Below are 21,958 nucleotides of genomic sequence, written 5' to 3'. Positions count from 1 at the left end.
ACGGCGCGGCCGTTCCGTCAGACATCAGGCGAGAGCCCGACATCGCCCGGCAGCCGGCAGCCGGCTGTCGGGTCTCAGAGCCCGGGCGACAGACAAGTCGCGGGACATCGGTGACCCGTCCCGCTAGCCTGCACGAACATCCGCGACCGGAGGAGGGCCGGAATGTCTGTTGGGCAGCTACACCCGGACGAGGTGCGCACGAACAGCGCCCTGGTCCAACGGCTGGTCGCCGGGCAGTTCCCACAGTGGGCGGGCCGGCCGGTCACGCCGGTGCCCTCCGGCGGTACGGTCAACGCGATCTACCGGCTCGGCGACGACCTCGCGGTCCGGCTGCCACGCATCGAAGACTCGGTCGACCAGGTCGAGTTCGAGCACGAGTGGCTGCCTGTCCTCGCGAGGCACCTGCCGGTGGCGGTGCCGCAGCCGTGCGCCGTCGGCCGGCCGGCCGAAGGGTATCCGTGGTCCTGGGCGGTCTACCGCTGGGTCGACGGCGAACACCCGACCGGGGGCAACACGGATCCGCGACGGTTCGCCGCCGACCTCGGGGAGTTGGTGGCCGGCCTGCGGCGGGCGGACACCACCGGCGCCCGCGCCGGGTACCGCAGCGGTCCGCTGAGCGGCCGTGACGAATACCTGCGGGAGTGGACCGAGGCCGCCCGTGGCATGGTCGACATCGACGCGGTCATCTCCATTTGGGAGGCGGCGCTGGCTGCGCCGGCCTGGGACGGTCCACCCGTCTGGAGCCACGGTGACCTGCTGGCGGGCAACGTGCTTGTCAAGGACGGCCGCCTGTGCGGCTTGATCGACTTCGGCGCGGCGGGCGTCGGCGACCCCGCCTGCGATGCGATGGCGGCGTGGACACTCCTCGACTCCGACTCGCGCGACGTGTTCCGCGAGACGGCCGGGTTCGATGACGCGACGTGGGCGCGCGGCAAGGGTTGGGCGCTGACCTTCATCAGCGCTCTGACCTACTACCGGGAGACCAACCCGACGATGTACGCCGTCGCCCAGCGGGCGGTGGGAGCGGTCCTGTCCGAGCGCGCCTGACCGCAGCGGATCATTTGCGGGGCCGGTGACCGATAGTGATCTTCCTGGATCTCGGGACAGACCTTCGCGGCTCTTCCGAGTCCCGGTCGGTGAGCGTCCCGCCTCGCCATCCTGGGCCGCTATCGTCGCGGCCATGGAGCCCACCGCCCGCCGCCTGTACCGGCTCGTGGAGCCGATCCACCTGGTCACCTACTTCGCCGACGAGCCGACCGATGCGCTCATGGCGCTCGGCCACCGGAACTATTGGGACGGCTACTTCGCCGGACGAGCCGCACCGCTGGGCCGGGTCCCGGCCGAGGTGGTCCATGCGATCTTCTACAACTTCGCCGACCGCGAGGTCGCCCGCCACATCCCCCGCGTCTGGGACACGGCCACTCCCGAGACGGCGCTCGCCGCTCGCGAGCAGGGCAGCGTCGCGGCGCTGAGGCGGATCCTCGGCGATCTCGCCGATGCCCCCGCTCTCGCGCGTGCCGCCGACCTCGCCACCAGTGCGGCGACCAGCGCCCCGACGGAGGGACGGATCATGTACGCCGGACTCCGAGCGCTCCCCGTACCCGAGGAGCCCGTGGCCCGGCTCTGGCACGCGGCCACCCTGCTCCGTGAGCACCGCGGGGACGGTCACATCGCCGCCCTGGTCGCCGCGGGCATCGGCGGGACGGAGGCCCATGTGCTTCATGCGCTCTCTCAGGGGATCCCCGCGGAGAAGTTCGGCAGGGTCCACCACCTCCCCGCGGCCCGGCTGGCGGCGGTGGTGGACGGGATGCGTGCCCGCGGCCTCATCGACGCCTCGGGCTGGCTCAGTGACGACGGTCGGGAGACCAAGGAGCGGATCGAGTCGCTCACCGACGACCTCGCCGCATCCGCGTACGACAACCTGGAGCCGAGCGAGCTCGACCAGCTCATCGGGGACCTCGAGCCCATCTCCGCAGCGCTCGACGCTGCCGGCTCCCGGTAGCTCGAGACACGTACGAGCGAACGGCGAGCGATCGGTGCACCGTCCCCCCTGATGACCGATCGTGTGACGGCCTTGCGGGGCGAAACCTTGACTGATGGGCTTCCGCGGGGGTGCCGAGGCAAGGTCGATGGACGCGGCGTGCGGCGGCGTGGCGCCTGATTACGCTGTGTTGCCTGGTCTTGAGTACGGGCCCGTGGTGGCTTATCGAACGGGGCAACTCCAAGCTCGATGCCACGTTGCGGGCACGAGGGTTGACACGGCGGCTCAACCATCAAGCGTCACGGGACATGCTTGACACTCGCGTCCCACCAAACGCTTGACGTGATCGGCCGACTGGGACTGGCGACCTTGTAGTCAAGCACCCGTACTCTGGCCGGTATGTGCCCCTCGCCGCCATGACCCTGTGCCGTCGGCTCGCCCTCGCGGTTGCCCTGGCCGCGTCTGCTGGCTATCCGATAGGGCAATGGTTTGTGTCCCCGGGCGATGGAGCCCTCGATGACTTGTCGTCCTTTGGGTTCCTGGCTGCCGTCGTAATGTCGCTGGTGCTGCTGGCTGTCGCTATCCTGGCGGAGCGACCGGCGGTCTTCATCGTGCGGCCGACAGAGCCGTCCTTTAGCGCGCCGCCTAGCTCCCATGCACTTCTCATCCCCCTCGCGTTGACCGTTGGGGCTTCGGGGGAGGCTGGCTCGCTGGTCGGCTCGGTCAAGTCGCACGACATACCGCTTTGGGACGCCGTTGTGGTGGTCTGGATAGTTGGGGCTGGCGTGCTCCTGGCTCGAGCCTGGCGTGGTCTGGGTGTCCACCTCCGCCCTGAGGGACTGCGGTGGCGGGAGCTGACCGGATCGGTAAGCGTGCCCTGGGACGCATTGGCACCTGATCATCCGCTTCGGTCTGCAGCCCGTGCCAACACCATTGCTCTGACGTACGCACGGCCCGAGCTGGTGCGGCGTCGCGGCCTCGTGCTGGGCCACCAACTGCTGAGCATCGACAATGTCGCCGCCTGGTTCATCGCGGATGCCATCCGGCACTACGTGACGCACCCCGAACGTCGGGCAGCGATCGGCACGGAGGCCGAATATGGCCGCCTCCTCTATGCGATCCGCAACGAACTGACTGACCCGCCCGCTAGGCCCGGAACCGGAAGCAATCCCTAGATGCATTGTCGTAAATGTGACGGGCGGCTCCGTTAAGCATGCGGGGCTGGCAGCCGTCCGGCCGAACGTGCGTTCGATCAGAGTGCTGGCGGTGGAGGTGCGCGGGCCTGGTGGAATCAGTCGTGGGGTCGTGGGGTCGTGGCGCGTGATCGACCTCGTGAGGTCCCAGGGATGGCGCTTCGGCTACACGGTCGAAGGCCAGTCTCTGCCACTACCGCAGCGGGTCGCCGACATCTTCGACCGCCGCCGCTTCGAGGCGGCTGTCTCCATGCACGTCTGGCCAGCGCCCCACACGATGGTCAACGCCCATGGTCGCGAAGAGCGCCGCGGCTGGCGACAGGAGTGACGTTGCCGAGCCGCCGGGGCTCGCGTGCGACGGGCTCCTCAAAGGACGTCTGCGGCGTGTCTCGACCTTGGATCGTTATGCCACCGGAGCCTCCGATCCATCTATGCCAGCCACGATGGGGTTATGAGGTCGGCAGCATGTTCGGTAGTGGTACGTAGCTCGCGGGCAACGGTGCCCGCGGGCAAGGCATTGGCCTGTGCGGTGATCCTGCTCTTCTGCCTGGTCGCCACCGGATGCACGCCCGGCCATATTTCGATCACTGCCATCTTCCTTGGCGATGGCCACCCAATGGCCGTCTTCCACCCGTGCCATGGAAGCCGCGTATACGGGGTTTCGGTAGTTGAGAGCATGACCGCGTCCGGCTCTGGCACCAGCCCTTCGTTCGGAAACGTGTGGGACGTCGCTGACACTGACACTCGCGGCGACCACCCGATCACCGAGGTTCGGCTCCTGGAGACCCCGCCGGGCTGGATACTGCAGACGAACCCGGACAGCCTGCTGACGGCCTTCGCGGTGGATCGCACATACCGCGCCCGGGCAGACACCACGAGCCCGCCCGCCGCCAACGATGCCAGCGTCGAGTTCACACTCGGCGACCTGCGCTCGCTCTCCGACGGCGAGGTGTGGGCGGTGCCGAAGCCGTTCGCGCAGCCCCAAGCCATGACCCGGGAGGAATTCCGCCGGCACGCGGCTGCCAGTTGTTGACGACAAGGGCTCACCACGTGGTCAGCGCCGCAACCGCACTCTCGTCGGCGATGATGCAGTCGCGAGCGGCGGAGCCGTCAGGTTGAGGTTGCGCCGCTTGCCGCGGTTGGCCGGTGTTGACCGCTGCATCGGGCACGCGTCGGGCATGCCTAAGCCGCGCGGTGGTGGAAGGTCCTAGAGTGGCCGGCGTGCGGATCAGAGCCGTTGCTGTGACGGCCATGCTGGCGTTCCTCCTGACCCCTGCGGTTGGCTGTGCGTCCTCGGCCCCGACACCACTGCCCACGAACGCTGACTTAACGGGAACCTGGTGCGGATCCTCCGGCGACCGGATCGACCTGCGCCAGGACGGGTCGTCACGGCTGGACCCGATCTCGGACGCCTACCTCTCGCACCTCCTACAGGACCTACGGGACACGTGGAGCGACCAGTACATCTGGCGCACCTACTTCGACGGCCGCCGGCCCGCTTCCGCGCAGGGCACGTGGCTGCTCAGTGAATACGAGGACGACGACGACCACGACGACGACGACCGATGGGTGCGACTTGACTTCGGGGAACGCAAGGCCACAGCTGCTCGCGATCATGAATCCCCACAGCGCTACAGATTCAGCGACGCGCTGCTCATCAGCCACGACAGCAACGGGTTCGAGCTGCTGGCCCTCGATGGGATGCCTGACGAGGGATGGTCGAGCCGGTTCACCCCCTGCTCTGATTGAGCTGCGGGAATCGGGGGTTGAAGCGGAACCTGGATCCGCCCTCCCGTGACCTGCGGCAGCCTGGCCGGCATCCTGGCCACGTCCCGTCCTGAGCTCACGTCATTGGTCGCTGGTTGCCGAGGTTTCACACTGTCTTGTGCCCCGTGTGCGCCCCAAGCCCGACGGCCCGGCGGTGCGCCCGCCGCGTCAGCTGCGAAATTCGCTGTCCGGTTGCCGGAGCACGGTGATAGATCGCCGGAGTGGAAAAGACTCTGGAGTTCCCCGATCTGCTGCGGCTGATCGACGAACGGTCGACCGCCTTCCGCGCCGCGGTCGCCTCCGCGCCCAGCCTCGACGTACAGGTGCCGACCTGCCCCGAGTGGACCCTGTTCGATCTGGTGCAGCACCTGGGCGAGGGGCGCCGCTCCTGGGCCGCCACCGTCGCCGCAGGGCCCACCGCCTCGGCCAAGTCCGCATCGGAGGGCCCGGCTGCGCCTCGGGAGCGCAAGGCCCTGCTGGCCTGGTTGGCCGCATCGACGCGGCAGCTACTGGACGCACTGCGGGAGGCCGGGTCGGATCGCGGTTGCTGGACGTGGTGGGGCACGTCGCAGTCGCCGCAGACCTGCGGTGCCGTCGCCCGACACCAGCCCCAGGAGATCACGGTGCACACCTACAACGCTCAGGTAACCCTGGGCGCCCCGCAACCGCTGCCGGACGAGGTGGCGCTCGACGGTGTCGAGGAGTTCCTGTCCACCTGCTGCACAACGACGGCCGCCTGGCCGCACGAGCCCGCTGCCGTCGATTACCACGCCACCGAGGGCCGCTCCTGGCGCAACTGGCTCTCCGCCGCCGGCGCACGGGCCGCCCGCCTGCCCACCCCCGGCACAATGCCCGCCACCGCTGCCGGCGTGGACCGGACGCGGCCGACGCCGCCGCCCGAGGCGCGGCCAGTGAGCTGGTCCTGGCCTTTCACGGCCGTATTCCGCTGGACTCCCTGAAGCTCGGCGGCGACCGACGTCTCTTCGACCTGCTCATAGCCTGGGAACCGGATGAGTAGGACGTAACGATGCGCCACCTGCTGCGCCCGGGCCGACGGCGGTCAACCGCGCAGTCGCCCGCAATAACCCGGCGACGTCGGTGGTCATCCCCGCAACAATGGCCGACGTGGAGGAGGTCGAGGTCGTCGTTGCTCATAACGAGCGCGCGACCCTGCGCGTCGGCGACGTGTTCCTGAAGATCGACGCTGATCAGACGCGCACCGACGTCGAGGTCGAGGCGATGGCCATGGCGCCGATCCCGACTCCGGAGGTCCTGTGGCGGAAGCCGCCCGTGCTCGCGCTCGCCGCCCTCCCAGGGACGGCACTCGGCCGCCTCGGCGAGCCGTCGACCGCGTCGTCGGCGGCGTGGGCCGCGGCGGGTGCCGCCGCACGGATGCTGCACGACGCGCCGCTGCCGCCATGGCCCGGTAAGAGCCTCGACGACATCGCAATGCGCCTCGACGGCGAATGCGAGTGGCTCGTCACGAACGGCGTCCTTCCCACCGACCTGGTCACGCGCAATCGCCGGGTTGCCGAAGCCGCGCTCCGACCGTGGACACCGGTGTTCACGCACGGCGATCTGCAGGTCGACCACGTGTTCGTCGACGGTGACCAGATCACGGGCGTGATCGACTGGTCCGAGGCGGCCCAGGGCGACGCCCTGTTCGATCTCGCCATCATGACGCTGGGACACGGGGAGCAGCTCGGCGACGTCGTCGCCGGTTACGGCACCGACGTCGACCTCGACGTGATCCGCGGCTGGTGGTCCTGGCGGAGCTTGGTGGTCATCCGCTGGCTGGTCGAGCACGGCTTCGACCCGTTCTCGCCAGGCTGCGAGGTCGACGTGCTCAGATCCCGGCTGTGAGGCTGCACGAGCCCGACGGCCACGAGCGCCATTCTGCCGCACCGAGCGGGCCATTTCCCGAAGCGCGTCGCCTTCCGGACCGACGAGGTCATGGTTCCTCGGGGATCCCCGGGGCAGCCGGTCGGTGACATGAAACCATCAGAGCGACTCGCCGAGCTCCTTGCGCTGACCGCTTGAACGCGCCCAGGTTGACTCCGCTTGACGCTTCTATGGCTCGTCAAGTCCTCCTGGCGGTTTCCATGAGGCGGAACATGTGTCGGGCGGTGTAGCGCTTGAGGCAGCGGCGGATTTCGGCGTCGGATTTCTGTTGGGCGCGTCGGCGGGTGAGGTAGTGCTGGGTGGGTTCGTGGCCGTGGATCATGCGCCAGTTGACGATGGTGTGTAGGGCTCGGTTGAGCTGGCGGTCGCCGAAGCGGTTGAGCCGGTGGCGGGTGATGCGGCCGGAGGATGCCTGCAGTGGGCTGACGCCGGCGAGGGCGGCGAAGGCGGCCTCGGAGCGGCATCGGCCGGGGTGGGACCAGGCGGTGATGAGGTGTGCGGCGCTGACCGGGCCGACGCCGGGTTCGGCCAGCAACGCGGGCATGACGATGTCGACCAGGTGGTGGAGTTGGCGTTCGTTGGCGCGGATCTCTTTGTCCAGCTGACGAATGCGTTGGGCCAGGCTGCGTAGGGTCTGCCGCAGGACCCGCTCGGCGGGGGTGTGGCGGGCGTGGACCCGCAGCAGGGCGCAGGCGGCTGTCTGCCGCGGCGTTGACTGTCGGCGTAGCGGCTCGCGCAGCTGGTCGGGTGCGGTCAACAGCAGTGCCTTGAACACGTTGATCGCGGCGGTGCGGGTCGCGTTGGCGTGCTCGCGGGCCACGAGCAGGATGCGTAACGCTTCCCGGTCGCCGTCGCTACGCGGCTGAGCGTGATGTCCCGCGGCCAGGGCGGTGCGGGCGGCCAGACGGGCATCGGACGGATCAGACTTGCCACCTGGTCGACGCCCCACGCGTTGCGGGCGACCGGCTTCGACGACCTGCTGTCCTGCGGCCAGCAGCGCCCGCAGCAGGCCGGCTCCGTGCGAGCGGCAGCCTTCCACCGCCCAGGTCAACCGGGGGCCAGGCGCCTGCTGGACGGCCCAGGCGATCACCTTGCTATAGCCGTCCGGGCTCGCCTCGACGGTGACGGTCGCGATCTCCCGGCCAGCACCGTCGAGCAGGCATGCGGTGTGCGTGTCGGTGTGGGTGTCCACGCCGATGACGGCGTCGACCGATTCTGCAAGCATGGGCATTACACCGTTGCTCCTTCCCAGGGGCGGTGGTTGACGTTGGCACCGGCCTGGGTGGAGACACCTACGGCACATCTGTGATGAGCCACGCCGCATGGCGGGCAAGCTTCTGATCAGGCCAGACGGTGAGCCACGCCGGTGCCGGCGGTCAGAGACGACAGGTCAAGCGCAGGGCACGTCCGTAGACGGCCAGATGCGTTAGGAGTCAGCCCCGACCACCGGCACCGATCCTGGCAGCAGCCCACCCAGGACCACCACCGCGAGCCTCACAGATGCGTTACACGATCCCCGACTCGCTGGCTACCGACTGTGAAGCTGGTCGAAGACCCCCAATCGACGGCCGACCGCTAAGCCCCGAGACTCTTGGTCAGGATGTGCTCCCGACGTACGCCGTCGGGCATGAGGTCGCCGAGCTCACCCGTGTCACGAAAGCCGTTCCGCTGGTAGAGCGCCCAGGCGTTCTGGTTGCCCTCCACCACGGCCAGGCGCAGCGTCTCCGCGCCCACCAGTCGAGCCCACTGCTCGACCGCACGCACGAGGTGGTCGCCCACACCCCGGCCACGTCCCAGCGGGGCCACGTACATTGAGATCAGCTCGACGACGCCGTCCTGATCGGTCGGCACCCCGCTGGCCATCCCGACCGGCTGCCCGTCGAGCATCGCCATGGTGTTGTACGAGCCGGGGATGGCCAGCCGACCGCGCCAGCGTTCCTCACGGTCGCCCTCGCCCTGCCAGTCCGCCAGCTGAGAACCGAACGCGTACGCCGCCTCCGCCAGCGCAGCAAGCCGCAGCTCCCGCCACATCTTCCAATCGCCCTCGCTGAGCACACGCGTCTCAATCATGCGGGGAAGGGTGCCGCAGGTGTCGCGAGCAGGCAACCCGGTATCCGGTGACGCAGAGTGACGACCAGGCCGACCGGCGTGGGGAAAATTCTTCAAGAAGTCCGGGAGGGGGTGTCGGATCGGGGCGGTGGTGTTCGTGGCAGGGGTGAGGCCGCCCACAAGGGGCGGCGCCAAGGCAAGGAACCGCGATCATGAAGCTGACGACCATGACCCAGATCTCCGTTGATGGAGTGATGCAGAACAACGGAGCCCCCACCGACGAGCACCCGAATGGGTTCGAGCGCGGTGGCTGGGCCCTGGGGAAGGGCGACGACGGGACCAGGGCGTTCATCGCGCAGACCTACCAGCGGGCCGAGGCGTTCCTGTTCGGCCGGCGCACCTACGAGTTGTTCGCCGGCTCGTGGGGATCGATCGACCAGATGCGCGCACATCCCATCGGCGTGGCCTTGAACGAGACCCCCAAGTACGTTGCCTCGACCACGCTCACCGCGCCGCGTTGGAAGGACACGACCGTTCTCCCCGGTGACCTCGCGGCGGCCATCAGTGAGCTGAAGGCCAAGCCCGGGGGTGAGCTGCAGGTGCACGGCAGTGGCGCCCTGACCCGGTGGCTGCTGGCCAACGATCTGGTCGACGAGATCACTCTGATCGTGATCCCGGTGATCGTCGGCCTGGGCGCGAGACTTTTCCCGGAGACCGGTCCGGATCTTGCGCTCGACCTGGTCGAGTCGCGGGTCGACTCGAAGGGCGTGACGATCCAGGTCTACCGGCCGGCCGGGCGCCCGCGGTATGCAACGGCCTGAAGTCCCTGACCGCCGAACCATGCTGTCTTGACACCAGAGGAGATGATCTTCAGATGCAGTACCTGGTTTCCGTGATCGATGACAAGAGCAATCCCGGCAGCACGGACAGGCAGCCTGCCATCAGCGCGTTCAACGAACGGCTGATCGCCGAGGGCTACTGGGTTTTCGCGGGCGGACTCGCGGACACCGACACGGCCACCGTCATCGACAACCGGGGCGAGCAGGCGGTGTTCAGCGACGGGCCTTTCGTGGAGTCGAAGGAGTACCTCGCCGGCGTCTGGGTGTGGGAGGTCCCCGATCTGGATGTGGCGCTCAAGCTCGCCACCGAGGCGTCGAAGGTCTGCGATCGGAAGATCGAGGTGCGGCCGTTCCAGTGAGCGACGTCGAGGAGGCGGTCACCCGGGCCCACCACGACGAGTGGGCCCGGGTGGTCGCCTCGCTGACCAGGCGTTTCGGTGACCTCGACATCGCCGAGGAGGCAGCGGCCGAGGCGTTCGCGACCGCCGTGGAGCGGTGGCCGGCCGACGGCGTGCCGCCCAACCCCGGCGCGTGGCTGACCACCACCGCCACCCGCAAGGCCATTGACCGGATCCGGCGCGAGAACAAGCGCGACGACAAGCACAAGGAGGCTCAGATGCTGCACGACAACACCCCACCCGAGCCTCTCGGCGCCATCGACGACGACCGGCTGCGGCTGATCTTCACCTGCTGTCACCCGGCGCTGGCGACGGAAGCCCGCGTGGCGCTGACGCTGCGCATGCTCGGCGGGCTGACCGTGCCCGAGATCGCCCGCGCCTTCCTGCTGCGGGAGACCACCTTGGAGCAGCGGATCACCCGCGCGAAGGCCAAGATCAAGGCGGCTGGGATCCCCTATCGCGTGCCGGCCGCCGAGGACCTCCCGGCACGCGTCTCCGGCGTACTCGCCGTGCTGTACCTCGTCTTCAACGAGGGCTACCTGGCGACCGGCCCCGACACCGATCCCGTACGTCACGACCTGACCGCCGAGGCGATCCGGCTCACCCGCCTGATCCGCGCTCTGCTGCCGGCGGACGGCGAGGTGGCCGGGCTGCTGGCGCTGATGCTGCTCACCGAGGCCCGCCGCACCGCTCGGGTTTCGGCCAGCGGCGAGCTGGTCACCCTCGACGAGCAGGCCCGTGGGGCCTGGGACAAGGCGCTGATCGCCGAGGGTCACCGGCTCGTGCGCGAGTGCCTCGCCGCTGCCGCCGCCGGGGTGGCTCCGGGCCGCTACCAGATCCTCGCCGCGATCAACGCCGTGCACACCTCCGCCCGCGACATCCGCGACACCGACTGGTCGCAGGTCGTCGCCCTCTACGACCAACTCGTCCACCTCGACTCCTCGCCGATCGTCGCCCTCAACCGGGCCATCGCGGTCGCCGAACTCGACGGACCGGAGGTGGCGCTGGCGGCCGTCGACCGTCTTGAGGACGAGCTGGCCGGCTATCACGCCTACCACGCGACCCGCGCCGACCTGCTGCGCCGGCTGGGCCGCAGTCAGCAGTCGCGCGCGGCCTACGACAAAGCCATCGAGCTGGCCGGCAACACCGCCCAGAGCGCCAACCTGACCCGCCGCCGCGACCAACTGCGGTAGCGCCCACGAATCCGATCGAAACCCCGCACTCAGCGGCGTCCGCCCCGACAAAATCAGATCGGGCCGAGCGCCAGCGGCGGGAACGCGAGCGGTTGGCCGAGGCCTGGCAGGATCACGGCCTGGTCTTCCCCTCCGAGGTCGGCACCCCGATCGAGCCGCGCAACCTGAATCGTCACTTCGCGGCTCTCCGGGTGGCGGCCGGCTGTTCCGATGTACGGCTGCACGACCGCCGGCACACCGTCGTGTCGTTGCTGATGGAGCTGGGCGTCCCGCCGCACGTCGTCCAGGCCGTCGCGCGGCACGCCGACGTGAAGATCACTCTAAAGATCTACTCGCATGCCAACCTTGACGTCATGCGCCAGGCGCTCGGCAAGCTTGACGGGCGGCTGTCGTGAGGCCGGTTGTTGTCACCGCTGCTGTCATTGCCCAGGAATTCGGTCTTCGGGCCAGCGCTTGTGCTGGTGGTGGGCGCGGCAGGTTTCGAACCTGCGACCCCTCGCTTGTAAGGCGAGTGCTCTCCCGCTGAGCTACGCGCCCGGAACGCCCGTACGGCGGGCCGGAGTTGGCAAGCTTACCTGCCGGCCTCCGACCCGGTCGAACGGCGTGCCTGGGGTGGATCAGGCGGCGACGGCCTCGGCCAGCGCCTTGCGCCAGCCCTGCTGGTCCCGGGCCTCACCGGGCATGTTCATCTCGGCGAACCGGACCACGCCGGCCTTGTCGATGACGAACGTGCCGCGGTTGGCGATGCCCGCGACGTCGTTGAAGACCCCGTACGCCTGGGCCACCGCGCCGTGCGGCCAGAAGTCGGCGAGCAGCGGGAACTGGTAGCCCTCCCGGTCGGCCCAGATCTTGTGGGCGTAGACCGAGTCGACGCTGACGGTCAGCACCTGGACGTCGTCGTTGACGTACTCGTTGAGGTTGTCCCGCACCTCGCAGAGCTCCCCCTGGCAGATGCCGGTGAAGGCGAGCGGGTAGAACACCAGCAGCACGGTGCGCTTGCCGCGGAAGTCGGCGAGCCGGACCTCCTGGTTGTTCTGGTCCTTGAGCACGAAGTCCGGCGCCTCGGCGCCAACCTCGATGGGCATGCGTACTCCTCGGGTCGAGTCTGGAGATGATCAGCCTGCCACACCCGGCGACGGCGGCCGCCCGGTGCGGTCCGGCCGGTTACTTCTTGCTCTTCGACCCGCGCCGGAGCACGAGGCGGGCACCGCTCCAGTCGCGGCCCGCGTTGATCGTAGAGGTCTGCTGGAGGCCGGCGGTCTGCGCGCTCTCCGCGACCTCGCTGGGCTCGACGTGACCGTCCCGGCCGGCCTTCGGCGTCAGGAGCCAGACCACGCCGGCGTCGGCCAGGGGTCCGAGGGCGTCGACGAGGAGCTCGAAGAGGTCGCCGTCGCCGTCGCGGTACCAGACGAGAACCGCGTCGACCACCTCGTCGGTGTCCTCGTCGACCAGATCTCCACTGCGGTCGGTCAGGGCGTCCCGGAGATCCTGGTCGACGTCCTCGTCGTACCCCATCTCCATGACGACCATCCCCGGCTCAATCCCGAACCGGTCCGCCAGGCTGCGTACCCCGTCGGCGGCCTGACCAGCGGTCGCGCTCACTGTCGCGTGCCTCCTCATCTCATCCCTGCTCGCGGCGTCGTCCGACGCCGTCCGGCCAAGTCCACACAGTTGTGGCCTCCCGCGCAAGTGGCGCACCGGGTGGAACGGAATTTACCGTGCCAGCAGCGTACGGGCACCCTCGGTAATGGCTTCCTCGGAGACCAGAACCTGACGCGCCGCCGGACCTAATGGTACAAACGAGTCAAGTCCGGCCACCCGTCGCGCCGCGCCGACGTAGCCGGCGTCCACCAGGGCGGCGATCACCCCCTCGGCCACCCCGCCCGACCGGCGGGTCTCGTCGACGACCAGCACCCGCCCGGTGGCCGAGGCCTCCCGGATGATGTCGGCCACCGGGAGCGGGGCGAGCCAGCGCAGGTCCACCACCCGGGTGCCGATCCCCTCGTCGGCCAGGGTGGCCGCCGCGCGCAGCGACATCCGGACGCCGTTGCCGAAGGTGATGATCGTGACGTCCTCGGCGGAGCCCACCCCGTACACCCGGGCCCGGCCGACCGGGACGTGGCCGGCGGCCCACGCCGCCGGCTCGGCGTACCCGGCCAGCCACTCGCCGTCGCCCTCGGCGTAGAGGTCGCGGGTGTGGTAGAGCGCGATCGGCTCCAGGAAGACGCTGACGGCGCCGTCCACCGCCGCGGCGGCCAGGCAGGTCCGAAGCATCGGCGCCGCGTCGTCCGGCCGCGCCGGCACCGCGATCACCAGCCCGGGTACGTCCCGCAGCACGGCCACCGAGTTGTCGTTGTGGAAGTGCCCCCCGAACCCCTCCTGGTACGCCAGCCCGGCGACCCGGACCACCATCGGGTTGCGGAACGCCCCCCGGGAGAAGAACCGCATGGTCGCGGCCTCGCCCCGCAGCTGGTCCTCGGCGTTGTGCAGGTACGCCAGGTACTGGATCTCCGGCACCGGCAGCATCCCGGCGACCCCGGCCCCGAGGCCGAGCCCGAGGATCGAGGTCTCGTCGAGCAGCGTGTCGAAGACCCGGGCCGCGCCGAACCGGTCCCGCAGCCCCTTCGTCACCCCGTACACCCCGCCCTTGGCGGCGACGTCCTCGCCGAAGACGGCCATCCCCGGGTGGTCAAGCATCCCGTCGGCGAGCGCGGCGTTGATGCTCTGCGCCAGGGTGAGCGGCCCGGCCAGCTCGGGCAGCTTGCCCCCGAACATCTCGGCCCGGGCGCCCGTACCGGGCCCGGCCGCCCGGGCCGCCGCGTCGGCCACCGCCCGGGAGATCCGCACCGGCCGGCGCGGGGCCAGCTCGGCCACCACCTCGGCCGGGGACGCGAGCTTCGGCTCGTCGAGCACCTCCTCGGCGATCCGGCGGACCTGCCAGCCCCGCTCGTCGTACCGGGCGAGCAGCTCCTCGCCGCTGGCGAAGCCCGCCGCCACCAGCAGCCGCGCGGTGGCCAGCAGCGGATCCCGCGCGGCGTCCGCGGCGATCTCGGCCGGGCTCCGGTACGCGGTCTCCGCGTCCGCCCCGGCGTGGCCCGTCAGCCGCACGGTGGTCAGGTGCAGCACGGCCGGGCGCCGGTGCCGGCGCACCCAGGCCGCCGCCTCCCCCGCCACCCGGTACGCCTCCACCGGGTCGGTCCCGTCGGCGGCGAAGTAGCGGATCCCCGGCTTGGCGCGCAGCGTCGCCTCGACCCAGCCCCGCGGCGAGCGGACGCTGATCCCCAGGCCGTTGTCCTCGCACACGAAGAGGACCGGGATCCGCAGGCCGGTGTGGTCGTACCAGCCGGCGGTGTTGAAGGCGGCCGTGGCGGTGGCGTGGTTGACCGAGGCGTCGCCGAACGAGCAGACCACGATGGCGTCCGGCGGCCAGGGTGCGGCGGGGGCGCTCTCGCCCTCGGCGCGCCGACCGTTGCCGACCCGGCGCAGCCGCTCCAGGGCGAGTCCCATGCCGACCGCCCGGGGCAGGTGCGAGGCGATGGTGGAGGTGGTCGGGATGACGGCCAGGTCGGCCCGGCCGAACACCTTGTGCCGGCCACCGGCGATCGGCTCGCGCGCCGAGGCGACCATGCCGCGCAGCACGTCCCGCGCCGCCTCCGCGTACGCGTCGTCGGGGTCCGGTGCGGGCAGGGGCGGCACGTCGGCGGTCGCCTCCCCGTCGGTGTCGACCGCCACGCCGGCGCCGGCCGGCAGGCGCACCGCATCCCCGCCCGATTCGAGCGGCATCGCGGACGGGGCCGGCCGGGCCGGGTCGGCGGGCGCGTCGCCGGACCGGATCGGGCTCGTCACTTCGCGCCCGGCGTCCTCGGTCGCGGGACGGACGGCGCCGCCACCCGGCTCCGTGCCCTCGGTGCCGGGCCGGCCGGGCGCGTCGTCCACCGGGTCGTCCCCGGCGGCGCGCGGCTCGGGGATCCGGGCGACCGGGCCGGCATCGTCCCCGTCCGCGCCGTGGTCGGCCCGCTCCCCGGCCGGCCCGTCCGGCGCCTCGGTGCCGGCGTCCGGGCCGGGGTCGGCCGGGAAACCGCCGGCCGCCTGGGCGGCCCGCAGGCAGTAGAACGCGCCGGAGCGGTAGTGCAGCAGGGCGGGATCGGTCGGCCGCAGGGCGGCGGCCACCGCGGCGTTGCCCTCGTGGCCCGCCGAGCCGATCGTGTAGAACCCCTCCCCGAAGCTGCGCAGCCATCTCCCGGCCAGGTCCAGCAGCCGGCTGGTGATCTGGGCGTCGAAGAGCGCCAGCGCCTGCGCGCCGGTCAGCGGCGCGCCGTCGGGAAGCGGCTCGCCCAGGTCATGCCGCTGGGCAGGGGCGCCCAGCTCGCCGAGGGCCGCCCGGAACCGGTCGTCGAGATCTTGCGGGGTGGTCACGTCGGACAGCATTACCGACGAAGGCCAGGGTCGCCCACCCGGACACGTTCCGCCCGGCCGGGCTCACTCCTCGCCGCACGACTCGGGGCAGCCGCCGTCGGAGACCTTCCAGACCAGCTCACGCAGGGTGGCCAGCTCCCCGGTGGTGAGGCCGCCGAGGAGTCGGGAGTCCGACATGACCTGGCCCACGCGGTCGCGTACCTGCCGGCCGGCGTCGGTCACCACGAGCGTCTTCTGCCGCCGGTCGGCGGGGTCGACCCGCCGCTCCACGAGCCCGGCCTGCTCCAGCTTGTCGACCAGGGCGGTGACGTTCGACCGGTCGCACCCCAGCTGCTCGGCCAGGTCGCGGGCGGGCAGCGGGCGGTCGGGGTCGAGCTCGTGCAGGGCGCGGGCGGCGGCCGGGGTGAGCCCCAGGCCGGCGATCTCCTGGTCCTGGTGGTGCCGCAGGGCGGCGGCGATGTGCATGATCCGGCGCACGGTGTCCCCGGCCACGCCCGCACGGTCGTCTGCGGCGAAGGCGGCGGGAACGGTGGGTTGCGCCATGGTTCACATGCTACTTGCCACTCAATAGTTGAGCAGCTCCACTATCGGGCAGCCCGACCAATCCTCACGGGTGGCCACCAGCCCCCACCACCGCCTGAGCCGCCCTGGGTCAGCCGGGGAGGAAGGAGAGGCGGACCTTCCGGGTGGGGTTGTCGCCGTTGGTGTCGACCAGGCAGAGCGACTGCCAGGTGCCGAGCTGGAGGCGGCCGCCGAGCACCGGCAGGGTCGCGTACGGCGGCACGAAGGCGGGTAGCACGTGGTCCCGCCCGTGGCCGGGCGAGCCATGCCGGTGCCGCCACCGGTCGTCGGCCGGCAGCAGGTCGTCGATCGCCCGCAGCAGGTCGTCGTCCGAGCCGGAGCCGGTCTCGAGGATCGCCAGCCCGGCGGTGGCGTGCGGCACGAAGACGTGCAGCAGCCCGTCGCCCTGGCCGGAGACGAACCGCTCGGCCTCGCTGGTGATGTCCCGGACGGTCGGCCGGGACCCGGTCTGGACGCTGATCACCTCGCTGCGCATACGGCGCATTCTGCCGCAGCCGCACACGAACCGCCCCCGCCACCGCCACAGTCGCCGCCACCCCCGGCGTCGCACCGCTCCCGCAGTCGTACCCCGGCGGCCTACCGCACCCGGCGATCGCACAAAGTTACTGACGGGTACCTGTGTTCAGCGTCGCGTCTGGGGGAGGGAGACGTGACGACGAGCGCCACCAGGGGGCAGGATGGCGTCTAGAGACCTATCCCACACAGAACCGAGGGAACGCCTGTGGCTACGGAACGCAAGCGCCCGGTGATCACCGCTGGTCTACCGAGCCAGCTTCCGGACATCGACCCTGAAGAGACCAGCGAATGGGTCGAGTCGCTTGACGGTGTCATCGACGAGCGCGGAACCAAGCGCGCCCGGTACGTCATGCTGCGCCTGCTGGAGCGGGCCCGTGAGCGCCAGGTCGGGGTGCCGTCCCTGACCACCACCGACTACATCAACTCCATCCCCCCGGAGCGCGAGCCGTGGTTCCCGGGTGACGAGCACATCGAGCGGCGGCTCCGGGCGTACATCCGGTGGAACGCCGCCATGCTGGTGCACCGGGCGCAGCGCCCGGAGATCGGCGTGGGCGGCCACATCTCCACCTTCGCCAGCTCCGCGTCGCTCTACGAGGTGGGCTTCAACCACTTCTTCCGGGGCAAGGACCACCCGGGCGGCGGCGACCACATCTTCTACCAGGGCCACGCCTCCCCCGGCATGTACGCGCGGGCCTTCCTGGAGGGGCGGCTCAACGCCGACCAGCTCGACGGCTTCCGGCAGGAGCTGTCGCACCCGCGCGGCGGGCTGCCGTCATACCCGCACCCGCGGCTGATGTCGGACTTCTGGGAGTTCCCCACCGTCTCGATGGGCCTCGGGCCGATGAACGCGATCTACCAGGCCCGGTTCAACCGCTACCTGCACCACCGGGGCATCAAGGACACCTCCCAGCAGCACGTCTGGGCCTTCCTGGGCGACGGCGAGATGGACGAGGTCGAGTCGCTCGGCGCGATCGGCGTGGCCGCCCGCGAGGAGCTGGACAACCTCACCTTCGTGATCAACTGCAACCTGCAGCGGCTGGACGGCCCGGTCCGCGGCAACGGCAAGGTCATGCAGGAGCTGGAGGCCTTCTTCCGGGGCGCCGGCTGGAACGTGATCAAGGTGGTCTGGGGCCGGGAGTGGGACCCGCTGCTCGCGGCGGACACCGACGGCGCGCTGGTCAACCTGATGAACACCACGCCCGACGGTGACTACCAGACCTACAAGGCGGAGTCCGGGGCGTACGTGCGGGAGCACTTCTTCGGCCGCGACCCGCGGACCCGCAAGATGGTCGAGCACCTCAGCGACGACGAGATCTGGAACCTCAAGCGGGGTGGCCACGACTACCGGAAGCTCTACGCGGCCTACAAGGCGGCGATGGAGCACACCGGCCAGCCGACGGTGATCCTGGCCAAGACCATCAAGGGCTGGACGCTGGGCTCGCACTTCGAGGCCCGCAACGCCACCCACCAGATGAAGAAGCTGACGCTGGAGGACCTCAAGCTCTTCCGCGACCGGCTCTACCTCGACATCCCGGACAAGCAGCTGGAGGACAACCCGTACCTCCCGCCGTACTTCCACCCGGGCGAGAAGTCCGAGGAGATCGAGTATCTGCACGAGCGGCGCAAGCAGCTCGGCGGCTACCTGCCGACCCGGCGGACCACCGGTAAGACGCTGCAGATCCCGGGCGCCGAGCGGTTCTCCGACGTCAAGCGCGGCTCGGGCAAGCAGAAGGTGGCCACCACCATGGCCTTCGTCCGCCTGCTCAAGGACCTGATGAAGGACAAGGAGTTCGGCAAGCGCTGGGTGCCGATCATCCCGGACGAGGCCCGCACCTTCGGCATGGACTCGCTCTTCCCGACGGCGAAGATCTACTCGCCGCACGGCCAGCGGTACACCTCGGTGGACCGGGAGCTGTTCCTGTCCTACAAGGAGGCCACCACCGGCCAGATCCTGCACGAGGGGATCAACGAGGCCGGCTCGGTCGCCTCGTTCACCGCGGCCGGCACGTCGTACGCCACGCACGACGAGCCGATGATCCCGCTCTACATCTTCTACTCGATGTTCGGGTTCCAGCGCACCGGCGACGGGCTCTGGGCCGCGGCCGACCAGATGGCGCGGGGTTTCCTGCTCGGCGCGACCGCCGGCCGGACCACGCTCAACGGTGAGGGCCTCCAGCACGAGGACGGCCACTCGCTGCTGCTCGCCGCCACCAACCCGGCGGTGGCCGCCTACGACCCGGCGTTCGCGTTCGAGATCTCGCACATCGTGGAGAACGGCCTGCACCGGATGTACGGCGAGGCGCAGGAGAACATCTTCTACTACCTCACCGTCTACAACGAGCCGATCTTCCAGCCGGCCGAGCCGGAGGGCGTGGACGTCGAGGGCATCCTCAAGGGCATCTACCGCTACTCGCCGGCGCCCAAGGTGGACGGCGACGCGCCGAAGGCGAACGTCCTCGCCTCCGGCGCGGGCATGCAGTGGGCGCTCAAGGCGCAGAAGCTGCTCGCCGAGGACTGGGGGGTGGCCGCCGACGTCTGGTCGGTGACCTCCTGGACCGAGCTGCGCCGGGACGCGGTGGAGTGCGAGGAGCACAATCTGCTCAACCCGGGCGGCGAGCAGCGGGTCCCGTACATCCAGCGGAAGCTGGCCGACGCCGACGGGCCGAAGGTCGCGGTCAGCGACTGGATGCGCGCGGTACCGGACCTGATCGCCCGCTGGGTGCCCGGCGACTACACCTCGCTCGGCACCGACGGCTTCGGCATGTCGGACACCCGGCACGCGCTGCGCCGGCACTTCCACGTCGACGCCGAGTCGGTGGCGGTCGCGACGCTGCGTCAGCTCGCCCTGCGCGGCGCGGTGCCGGCCCACGTGCCGGCCGAGGCCGCCAAGAAGTACGCGCTGGACGACGTCAACGCGGCCCCGGTCGGCGAGACCGGCGGCGACAGCTGACCCATCCGGTACGACAGGGGCCCGGCGCTTTGTGCGCCGGGCCCCTTCGTCATCCGGGCCGTTCTCCTCGGCGGCGCCCCTAGGCCGCCGCGGGGGCCGGGGTCAGCTCGGCGACGAACGGCTCGACGGCGGCCCGCCAGCCCGCCGGGTTGTCGTAGTGCAGGACGTGGCCGGCGTCGGGGACGAGCGCGAACCGGCCGTCGGGCAGCAGCTCGGCCATCTCCCGCTGCCGCGCGACGGGCTGGTCGCTCTCCGCCCCGGCGACCACGAGGGCGGGACAGCCCACCGCGGCGAGTTCGGGCCGGTGGTCGCGGTCCGCCCAGTGCAGCAGGGAGGCCAGCAGGTGCTCGGGCCGGGTCAGCGGCCGCCAGCCGTCCGGCCCGCCGGCCATCACCTCCACGAAGGACTCCCCCTCGGTGCGCCGCTCGGCCCCGAAGTAGTCGCGCACGTCGGCCAGCGTCCGGAACGGTACTGGCCAGTCGGCCAGCCAGCGCCGCCACCGGTCGACCAGGTCGGGCGGGGTCACCGGGCTCATGTCGGCGATCACCACGCCCCCGACCAGGTCGGGCCGGGCGCCGGCGAGCTGCCAGGCGGTGAGCCCGCCCATCGAGTGCCCGATCACCAGCGCGGGGGCCAGGTCCAGCGCCTCGATCACGGCGACTGCATCAGCGACGTACGCCGGACGGTCGTAAGGGCCGTCCGGCCTGTCGCTGTGGCCGTGCCCGCGTGCGTCGTAGCCGACGACCCGGCCGTACCGGGTGAGCCAGCGGGCGGTGGCGGTCCAGTTCGCGGCCCGCCCGGTGAGCCCGTGCAGCAGCAGGATGCCGGGGCCGTCGCCACCGAAGTCGACCACGTTGAGCCCGGTCCCGCCGTGTCCCTCGATCCGCATTCGTCCTCCATACATCGAATCGAGGTACACCGTATCGAGGCATGGCGGCGGTGGGCAAGGCAGAATGCGGGGATGCTGGAGTTGGCGATCCTGGGCTTCCTGGGCGAGGGCCCGCTGCACGGCTACGAGCTGAAGGCCCGCATCGCGCGCCTGGCCGGCTACGCCCGGCCGGTGAGCGACGGCAGCCTCTATCCGGCCATCAATCGCCTGGAGCGGGCCGGCCTGGTCAGCCGGCAACGCGAGCCGGGCGCCGCCGCGGCGCCCCGGCACACCCTCTCGCTCACCGACACCGGCCGGGCGGAGCTGCGACGGCGACTGCGCGAGCCGGCCGAGCTGGACGTCACGGACCAGAACCGGTTCTTCACGCTGCTCGCCTTCCTGGGTCAGCTCGCCGACCCGGCGGCGCAGGCGGCGGTGCTGGCCCGCCGGCTGGCCTTCCTCGACCAGCCTGCCAGCTTCTTCCACACCGGGGAGCGGCCGCAGCGGGCCGCCGAGCAGGAGGACCTCTTCCGGCGCGGAATGTTGGTGATGGCCCGCGAGATCAGCCGGGCCGAGCGCTCCTGGCTGCGGGCCGCGATCGCCGAACTGGGAGCCGGCTGAGGGCGGCGGAGTCGACGATGGTCCGGCGTTCCTGGCGGGAACGCCGGACCATCTCCATCGCGGGCGGCGCCGGGACCGGCTCCGGTCAGCCGACGGCGGCCAGGTCGGTCAGCCGGGCCAGCGAGTCCTCCAGATCGGCGCCGACCCGACGTAGGCCGAGCCGGAGCAGGGCGGCCTTGACCGGCCCGGCGGGCCACCGTACGACGATGAGCCGCACGACCGTCCCGCCCTCCTCCTCGTCCGGGGTCAGCTGTACGTAGATCTCGGTGCGCGCCTCGGCCCGGGCACCGGCGCCCTTGGCCCGCTCGCGCCACCCGATCAGGGTCGGCTCCTGGTAGGCGATCACCTCGGCCTCGTGCGCCGCACCGCGCCCGGCCTGGACCAGTTGTCGCCGGCCGAACCCCTCCCCGGAGAGGACCTCGGCCGCGCGGACCCCCGCCAGCCAGGCCGGCAACTGCTCGGCCCGTTGGACGACGTCCCAGACCGCTTCCACCGGCGCCATCACGTGCGCACTGCGCTCCACGAGGATCATCTGTCTTTCCCCCACTTAAAACACATCCGCGATATTCGGCACTCTATGTGTAAATCGGACTTACCCGGACGGGTTTGGAAAAAGACACGCCGGAATCCCTTGCGCCGCCTCGCTTTCCGGCCTATGGCGCATCGCAGGCCCGCGCCCTAGA

23 protein-coding genes and 1 tRNA gene are annotated in these 21,958 nt (G+C 70.8%); 14 read left to right on the top strand and 10 right to left on the bottom strand.

Going from position 1 to position 21,958, the window contains the following annotated elements; translation table 11 throughout:
• Positions 1-162: 162 nt before the first annotated feature.
• The 8 genes from Q2K19_RS19015 (at position 163) to Q2K19_RS18980 (ending at position 6,804) form a co-directional block, all read left to right on the top strand.
• The gene (locus tag Q2K19_RS19015; protein ID WP_302762643.1) at positions 163-1,047 is read left to right on the top strand and encodes an aminoglycoside phosphotransferase family protein; all 885 of its coding nucleotides are present in this window, start codon (positions 163-165) and stop codon (positions 1,045-1,047) included.
• A gap of 133 nt (positions 1,048-1,180) precedes the next feature.
• Positions 1,181-2,002 carry an SCO6745 family protein gene (locus Q2K19_RS19010; protein ID WP_302762641.1) on the top strand — a complete coding sequence of 274 codons (822 nt, stop codon included), beginning with the start codon at positions 1,181-1,183 and terminating at the stop codon, positions 2,000-2,002.
• A 380-nt stretch (positions 2,003-2,382) separates the two neighbouring features.
• The gene (locus tag Q2K19_RS19005; RefSeq protein WP_302762639.1) at positions 2,383-3,156 is read left to right on the top strand and encodes a hypothetical protein; all 774 of its coding nucleotides are present in this window, start codon (positions 2,383-2,385) and stop codon (positions 3,154-3,156) included.
• 145 nt (positions 3,157-3,301) lie between these two features.
• The gene (locus Q2K19_RS19000) at positions 3,302-3,502 is read left to right on the top strand and encodes a hypothetical protein (protein ID WP_302762638.1); all 201 of its coding nucleotides are present in this window, start codon (positions 3,302-3,304) and stop codon (positions 3,500-3,502) included.
• A gap of 201 nt (positions 3,503-3,703) precedes the next feature.
• Complete coding sequence (locus tag Q2K19_RS18995; RefSeq protein ID WP_302762637.1) at positions 3,704-4,207, top strand: hypothetical protein; 504 nt, start codon at positions 3,704-3,706, stop codon at positions 4,205-4,207.
• Between the two features lie 188 nt (positions 4,208-4,395).
• Positions 4,396-4,923, top strand: coding sequence for a hypothetical protein (locus Q2K19_RS18990; RefSeq protein ID WP_302762636.1), 528 nt, complete (start codon positions 4,396-4,398; stop codon positions 4,921-4,923).
• Between the two features lie 239 nt (positions 4,924-5,162).
• Positions 5,163-5,900, top strand: coding sequence for a maleylpyruvate isomerase family mycothiol-dependent enzyme (locus Q2K19_RS18985; protein WP_302762635.1), 738 nt, complete (start codon positions 5,163-5,165; stop codon positions 5,898-5,900).
• Positions 5,901-6,057: 157 nt separating this feature from the next.
• Positions 6,058-6,804: a phosphotransferase family protein gene (locus Q2K19_RS18980; RefSeq protein WP_302762634.1), complete on the top strand. Its 747-nt coding sequence runs from the start codon at positions 6,058-6,060 to the stop codon at positions 6,802-6,804.
• Positions 6,805-7,021: 217 nt separating this feature from the next.
• Here the strand turns inward: Q2K19_RS18980 and Q2K19_RS18975 are convergent, their stop codons facing one another.
• Both Q2K19_RS18975 and Q2K19_RS18970 read right to left on the bottom strand, forming a co-directional pair.
• The gene (locus tag Q2K19_RS18975) at positions 7,022-8,035 is read right to left on the bottom strand and encodes an IS110 family RNA-guided transposase (RefSeq protein WP_302762633.1); all 1,014 of its coding nucleotides are present in this window, start codon (positions 8,033-8,035) and stop codon (positions 7,022-7,024) included.
• A 383-nt stretch (positions 8,036-8,418) separates the two neighbouring features.
• On the bottom strand, positions 8,419-8,913 hold the full coding sequence (locus Q2K19_RS18970; RefSeq protein ID WP_302762632.1) for a GNAT family N-acetyltransferase: 495 nt from the start codon (positions 8,911-8,913) through the stop codon (positions 8,419-8,421).
• Positions 8,914-9,104: 191 nt separating this feature from the next.
• Between Q2K19_RS18970 and Q2K19_RS18965 the strand changes: the two genes are divergently transcribed.
• From Q2K19_RS18965 to Q2K19_RS18950, 4 genes are all read left to right on the top strand, one after another.
• Positions 9,105-9,713 (top strand): dihydrofolate reductase family protein, encoded by a 609-nt coding sequence (locus tag Q2K19_RS18965; RefSeq protein ID WP_302762631.1) that lies wholly within the window; start codon positions 9,105-9,107, stop codon positions 9,711-9,713.
• A 53-nt stretch (positions 9,714-9,766) separates the two neighbouring features.
• On the top strand, positions 9,767-10,090 hold the full coding sequence (locus tag Q2K19_RS18960; protein ID WP_302762630.1) for a YciI family protein: 324 nt from the start codon (positions 9,767-9,769) through the stop codon (positions 10,088-10,090).
• A complete protein-coding gene (locus Q2K19_RS18955; RefSeq protein ID WP_302762629.1) occupies positions 10,087-11,322 on the top strand; it encodes an RNA polymerase sigma factor in 1,236 nt (411 codons plus the stop codon). The genes Q2K19_RS18960 and Q2K19_RS18955 overlap by 4 nt, the downstream gene beginning before the upstream one ends.
• Before the next feature lie 92 nt (positions 11,323-11,414).
• Entirely contained in the window at positions 11,415-11,717 is a 303-nt protein-coding gene (locus tag Q2K19_RS18950; protein WP_302762628.1) for a tyrosine-type recombinase/integrase, read from the top strand.
• Positions 11,718-11,784: 67 nt separating this feature from the next.
• Here the strand turns inward: Q2K19_RS18950 and Q2K19_RS18945 are convergent.
• The 6 genes from Q2K19_RS18945 to Q2K19_RS18920 all read right to left on the bottom strand — a co-directional run bounded on the left by Q2K19_RS18945 (position 11,785) and on the right by Q2K19_RS18920 (position 16,795).
• Positions 11,785-11,859: transfer RNA gene (locus Q2K19_RS18945), tRNA-Val, on the bottom strand.
• 80 nt (positions 11,860-11,939) lie between these two features.
• Entirely contained in the window at positions 11,940-12,407 is a 468-nt protein-coding gene (locus tag Q2K19_RS18940; protein ID WP_302762627.1) for a peroxiredoxin, read from the bottom strand.
• A gap of 79 nt (positions 12,408-12,486) precedes the next feature.
• Positions 12,487-12,924: a DUF3052 domain-containing protein gene (locus Q2K19_RS18935; RefSeq protein WP_302762626.1), complete on the bottom strand. Its 438-nt coding sequence runs from the start codon at positions 12,922-12,924 to the stop codon at positions 12,487-12,489.
• Between the two features lie 111 nt (positions 12,925-13,035).
• Positions 13,036-15,525 (bottom strand): thiamine pyrophosphate-dependent enzyme, encoded by a 2,490-nt coding sequence (locus tag Q2K19_RS18930; protein WP_458329378.1) that lies wholly within the window; start codon positions 15,523-15,525, stop codon positions 13,036-13,038.
• 276 nt (positions 15,526-15,801) lie between these two features.
• The gene (locus tag Q2K19_RS18925; RefSeq protein WP_302762624.1) at positions 15,802-16,281 is read right to left on the bottom strand and encodes a MarR family winged helix-turn-helix transcriptional regulator; all 480 of its coding nucleotides are present in this window, start codon (positions 16,279-16,281) and stop codon (positions 15,802-15,804) included.
• Positions 16,282-16,390: 109 nt separating this feature from the next.
• Positions 16,391-16,795: a YjbQ family protein gene (locus Q2K19_RS18920; protein WP_302762623.1), complete on the bottom strand. Its 405-nt coding sequence runs from the start codon at positions 16,793-16,795 to the stop codon at positions 16,391-16,393.
• A 246-nt stretch (positions 16,796-17,041) separates the two neighbouring features.
• On the opposite strand from Q2K19_RS18920, the gene aceE reads away from it, so the two are divergent.
• On the top strand, positions 17,042-19,786 hold the full coding sequence (gene aceE / locus Q2K19_RS18915; RefSeq protein WP_302762622.1) for a pyruvate dehydrogenase (acetyl-transferring), homodimeric type: 2,745 nt from the start codon (positions 17,042-17,044) through the stop codon (positions 19,784-19,786).
• A 79-nt stretch (positions 19,787-19,865) separates the two neighbouring features.
• On the opposite strand, the gene Q2K19_RS18910 is transcribed toward aceE, so the two are convergent.
• Positions 19,866-20,675, bottom strand: coding sequence for an alpha/beta fold hydrolase (locus Q2K19_RS18910; RefSeq protein ID WP_302762621.1), 810 nt, complete (start codon positions 20,673-20,675; stop codon positions 19,866-19,868).
• Positions 20,676-20,747: 72 nt separating this feature from the next.
• Here Q2K19_RS18910 and Q2K19_RS18905 point away from each other — a divergent pair, with 72 nt between their 5' ends.
• Positions 20,748-21,275: a PadR family transcriptional regulator gene (locus Q2K19_RS18905; protein ID WP_302762620.1), complete on the top strand. Its 528-nt coding sequence runs from the start codon at positions 20,748-20,750 to the stop codon at positions 21,273-21,275.
• Between the two features lie 85 nt (positions 21,276-21,360).
• Here the strand turns inward: Q2K19_RS18905 and Q2K19_RS18900 are convergent, their stop codons facing one another.
• Positions 21,361-21,807, bottom strand: a complete 447-nt coding sequence (locus Q2K19_RS18900; RefSeq protein WP_046570642.1) for an SRPBCC family protein — start codon at positions 21,805-21,807, stop codon at positions 21,361-21,363.
• Positions 21,808-21,958: the final 151 nt, after the last annotated feature.

Origin of the sequence: Micromonospora sp. NBRC 110009 (genome assembly GCF_030518795.1) — a bacterium.
In the GTDB taxonomy this organism is placed as follows: domain Bacteria; phylum Actinomycetota; class Actinomycetes; order Mycobacteriales; family Micromonosporaceae; genus Micromonospora.
This window is presented reverse-complemented; position numbering and strand designations above follow the sequence as displayed.

Excerpts from the sequence above, each read along its gene's own strand:
- Q2K19_RS19015 (WP_302762643.1), top strand. The coding sequence starts at position 163 with ATGTCTGTTGGGCAGCTACACCCGGACGAGGTGCGCACGAACAGCGCC.
- Q2K19_RS19010 (WP_302762641.1), top strand. The coding sequence starts at position 1,181 with ATGGAGCCCACCGCCCGCCGCCTGTACCGGCTCGTGGAGCCGATCCAC.
- Q2K19_RS18980 (WP_302762634.1), top strand. The coding sequence starts at position 6,058 with ATGGCCGACGTGGAGGAGGTCGAGGTCGTCGTTGCTCATAACGAGCGC.
- Q2K19_RS18970 (WP_302762632.1), bottom strand. The coding sequence starts at position 8,913 with ATGATTGAGACGCGTGTGCTCAGCGAGGGCGATTGGAAGATGTGGCGG.
- Q2K19_RS18965 (WP_302762631.1), top strand. The coding sequence starts at position 9,105 with ATGAAGCTGACGACCATGACCCAGATCTCCGTTGATGGAGTGATGCAG.
- Q2K19_RS18960 (WP_302762630.1), top strand. The coding sequence starts at position 9,767 with ATGCAGTACCTGGTTTCCGTGATCGATGACAAGAGCAATCCCGGCAGC.
- Q2K19_RS18940 (WP_302762627.1), bottom strand. The coding sequence starts at position 12,407 with ATGCCCATCGAGGTTGGCGCCGAGGCGCCGGACTTCGTGCTCAAGGAC.
- Q2K19_RS18925 (WP_302762624.1), bottom strand. The coding sequence starts at position 16,281 with ATGGCGCAACCCACCGTTCCCGCCGCCTTCGCCGCAGACGACCGTGCG.
- Q2K19_RS18920 (WP_302762623.1), bottom strand. The coding sequence starts at position 16,795 with ATGCGCAGCGAGGTGATCAGCGTCCAGACCGGGTCCCGGCCGACCGTC.
- Q2K19_RS18910 (WP_302762621.1), bottom strand. The coding sequence starts at position 20,675 with ATGCGGATCGAGGGACACGGCGGGACCGGGCTCAACGTGGTCGACTTC.
- Q2K19_RS18905 (WP_302762620.1), top strand. The coding sequence starts at position 20,748 with ATGCTGGAGTTGGCGATCCTGGGCTTCCTGGGCGAGGGCCCGCTGCAC.
- Q2K19_RS18900 (WP_046570642.1), bottom strand. The coding sequence starts at position 21,807 with ATGATCCTCGTGGAGCGCAGTGCGCACGTGATGGCGCCGGTGGAAGCG.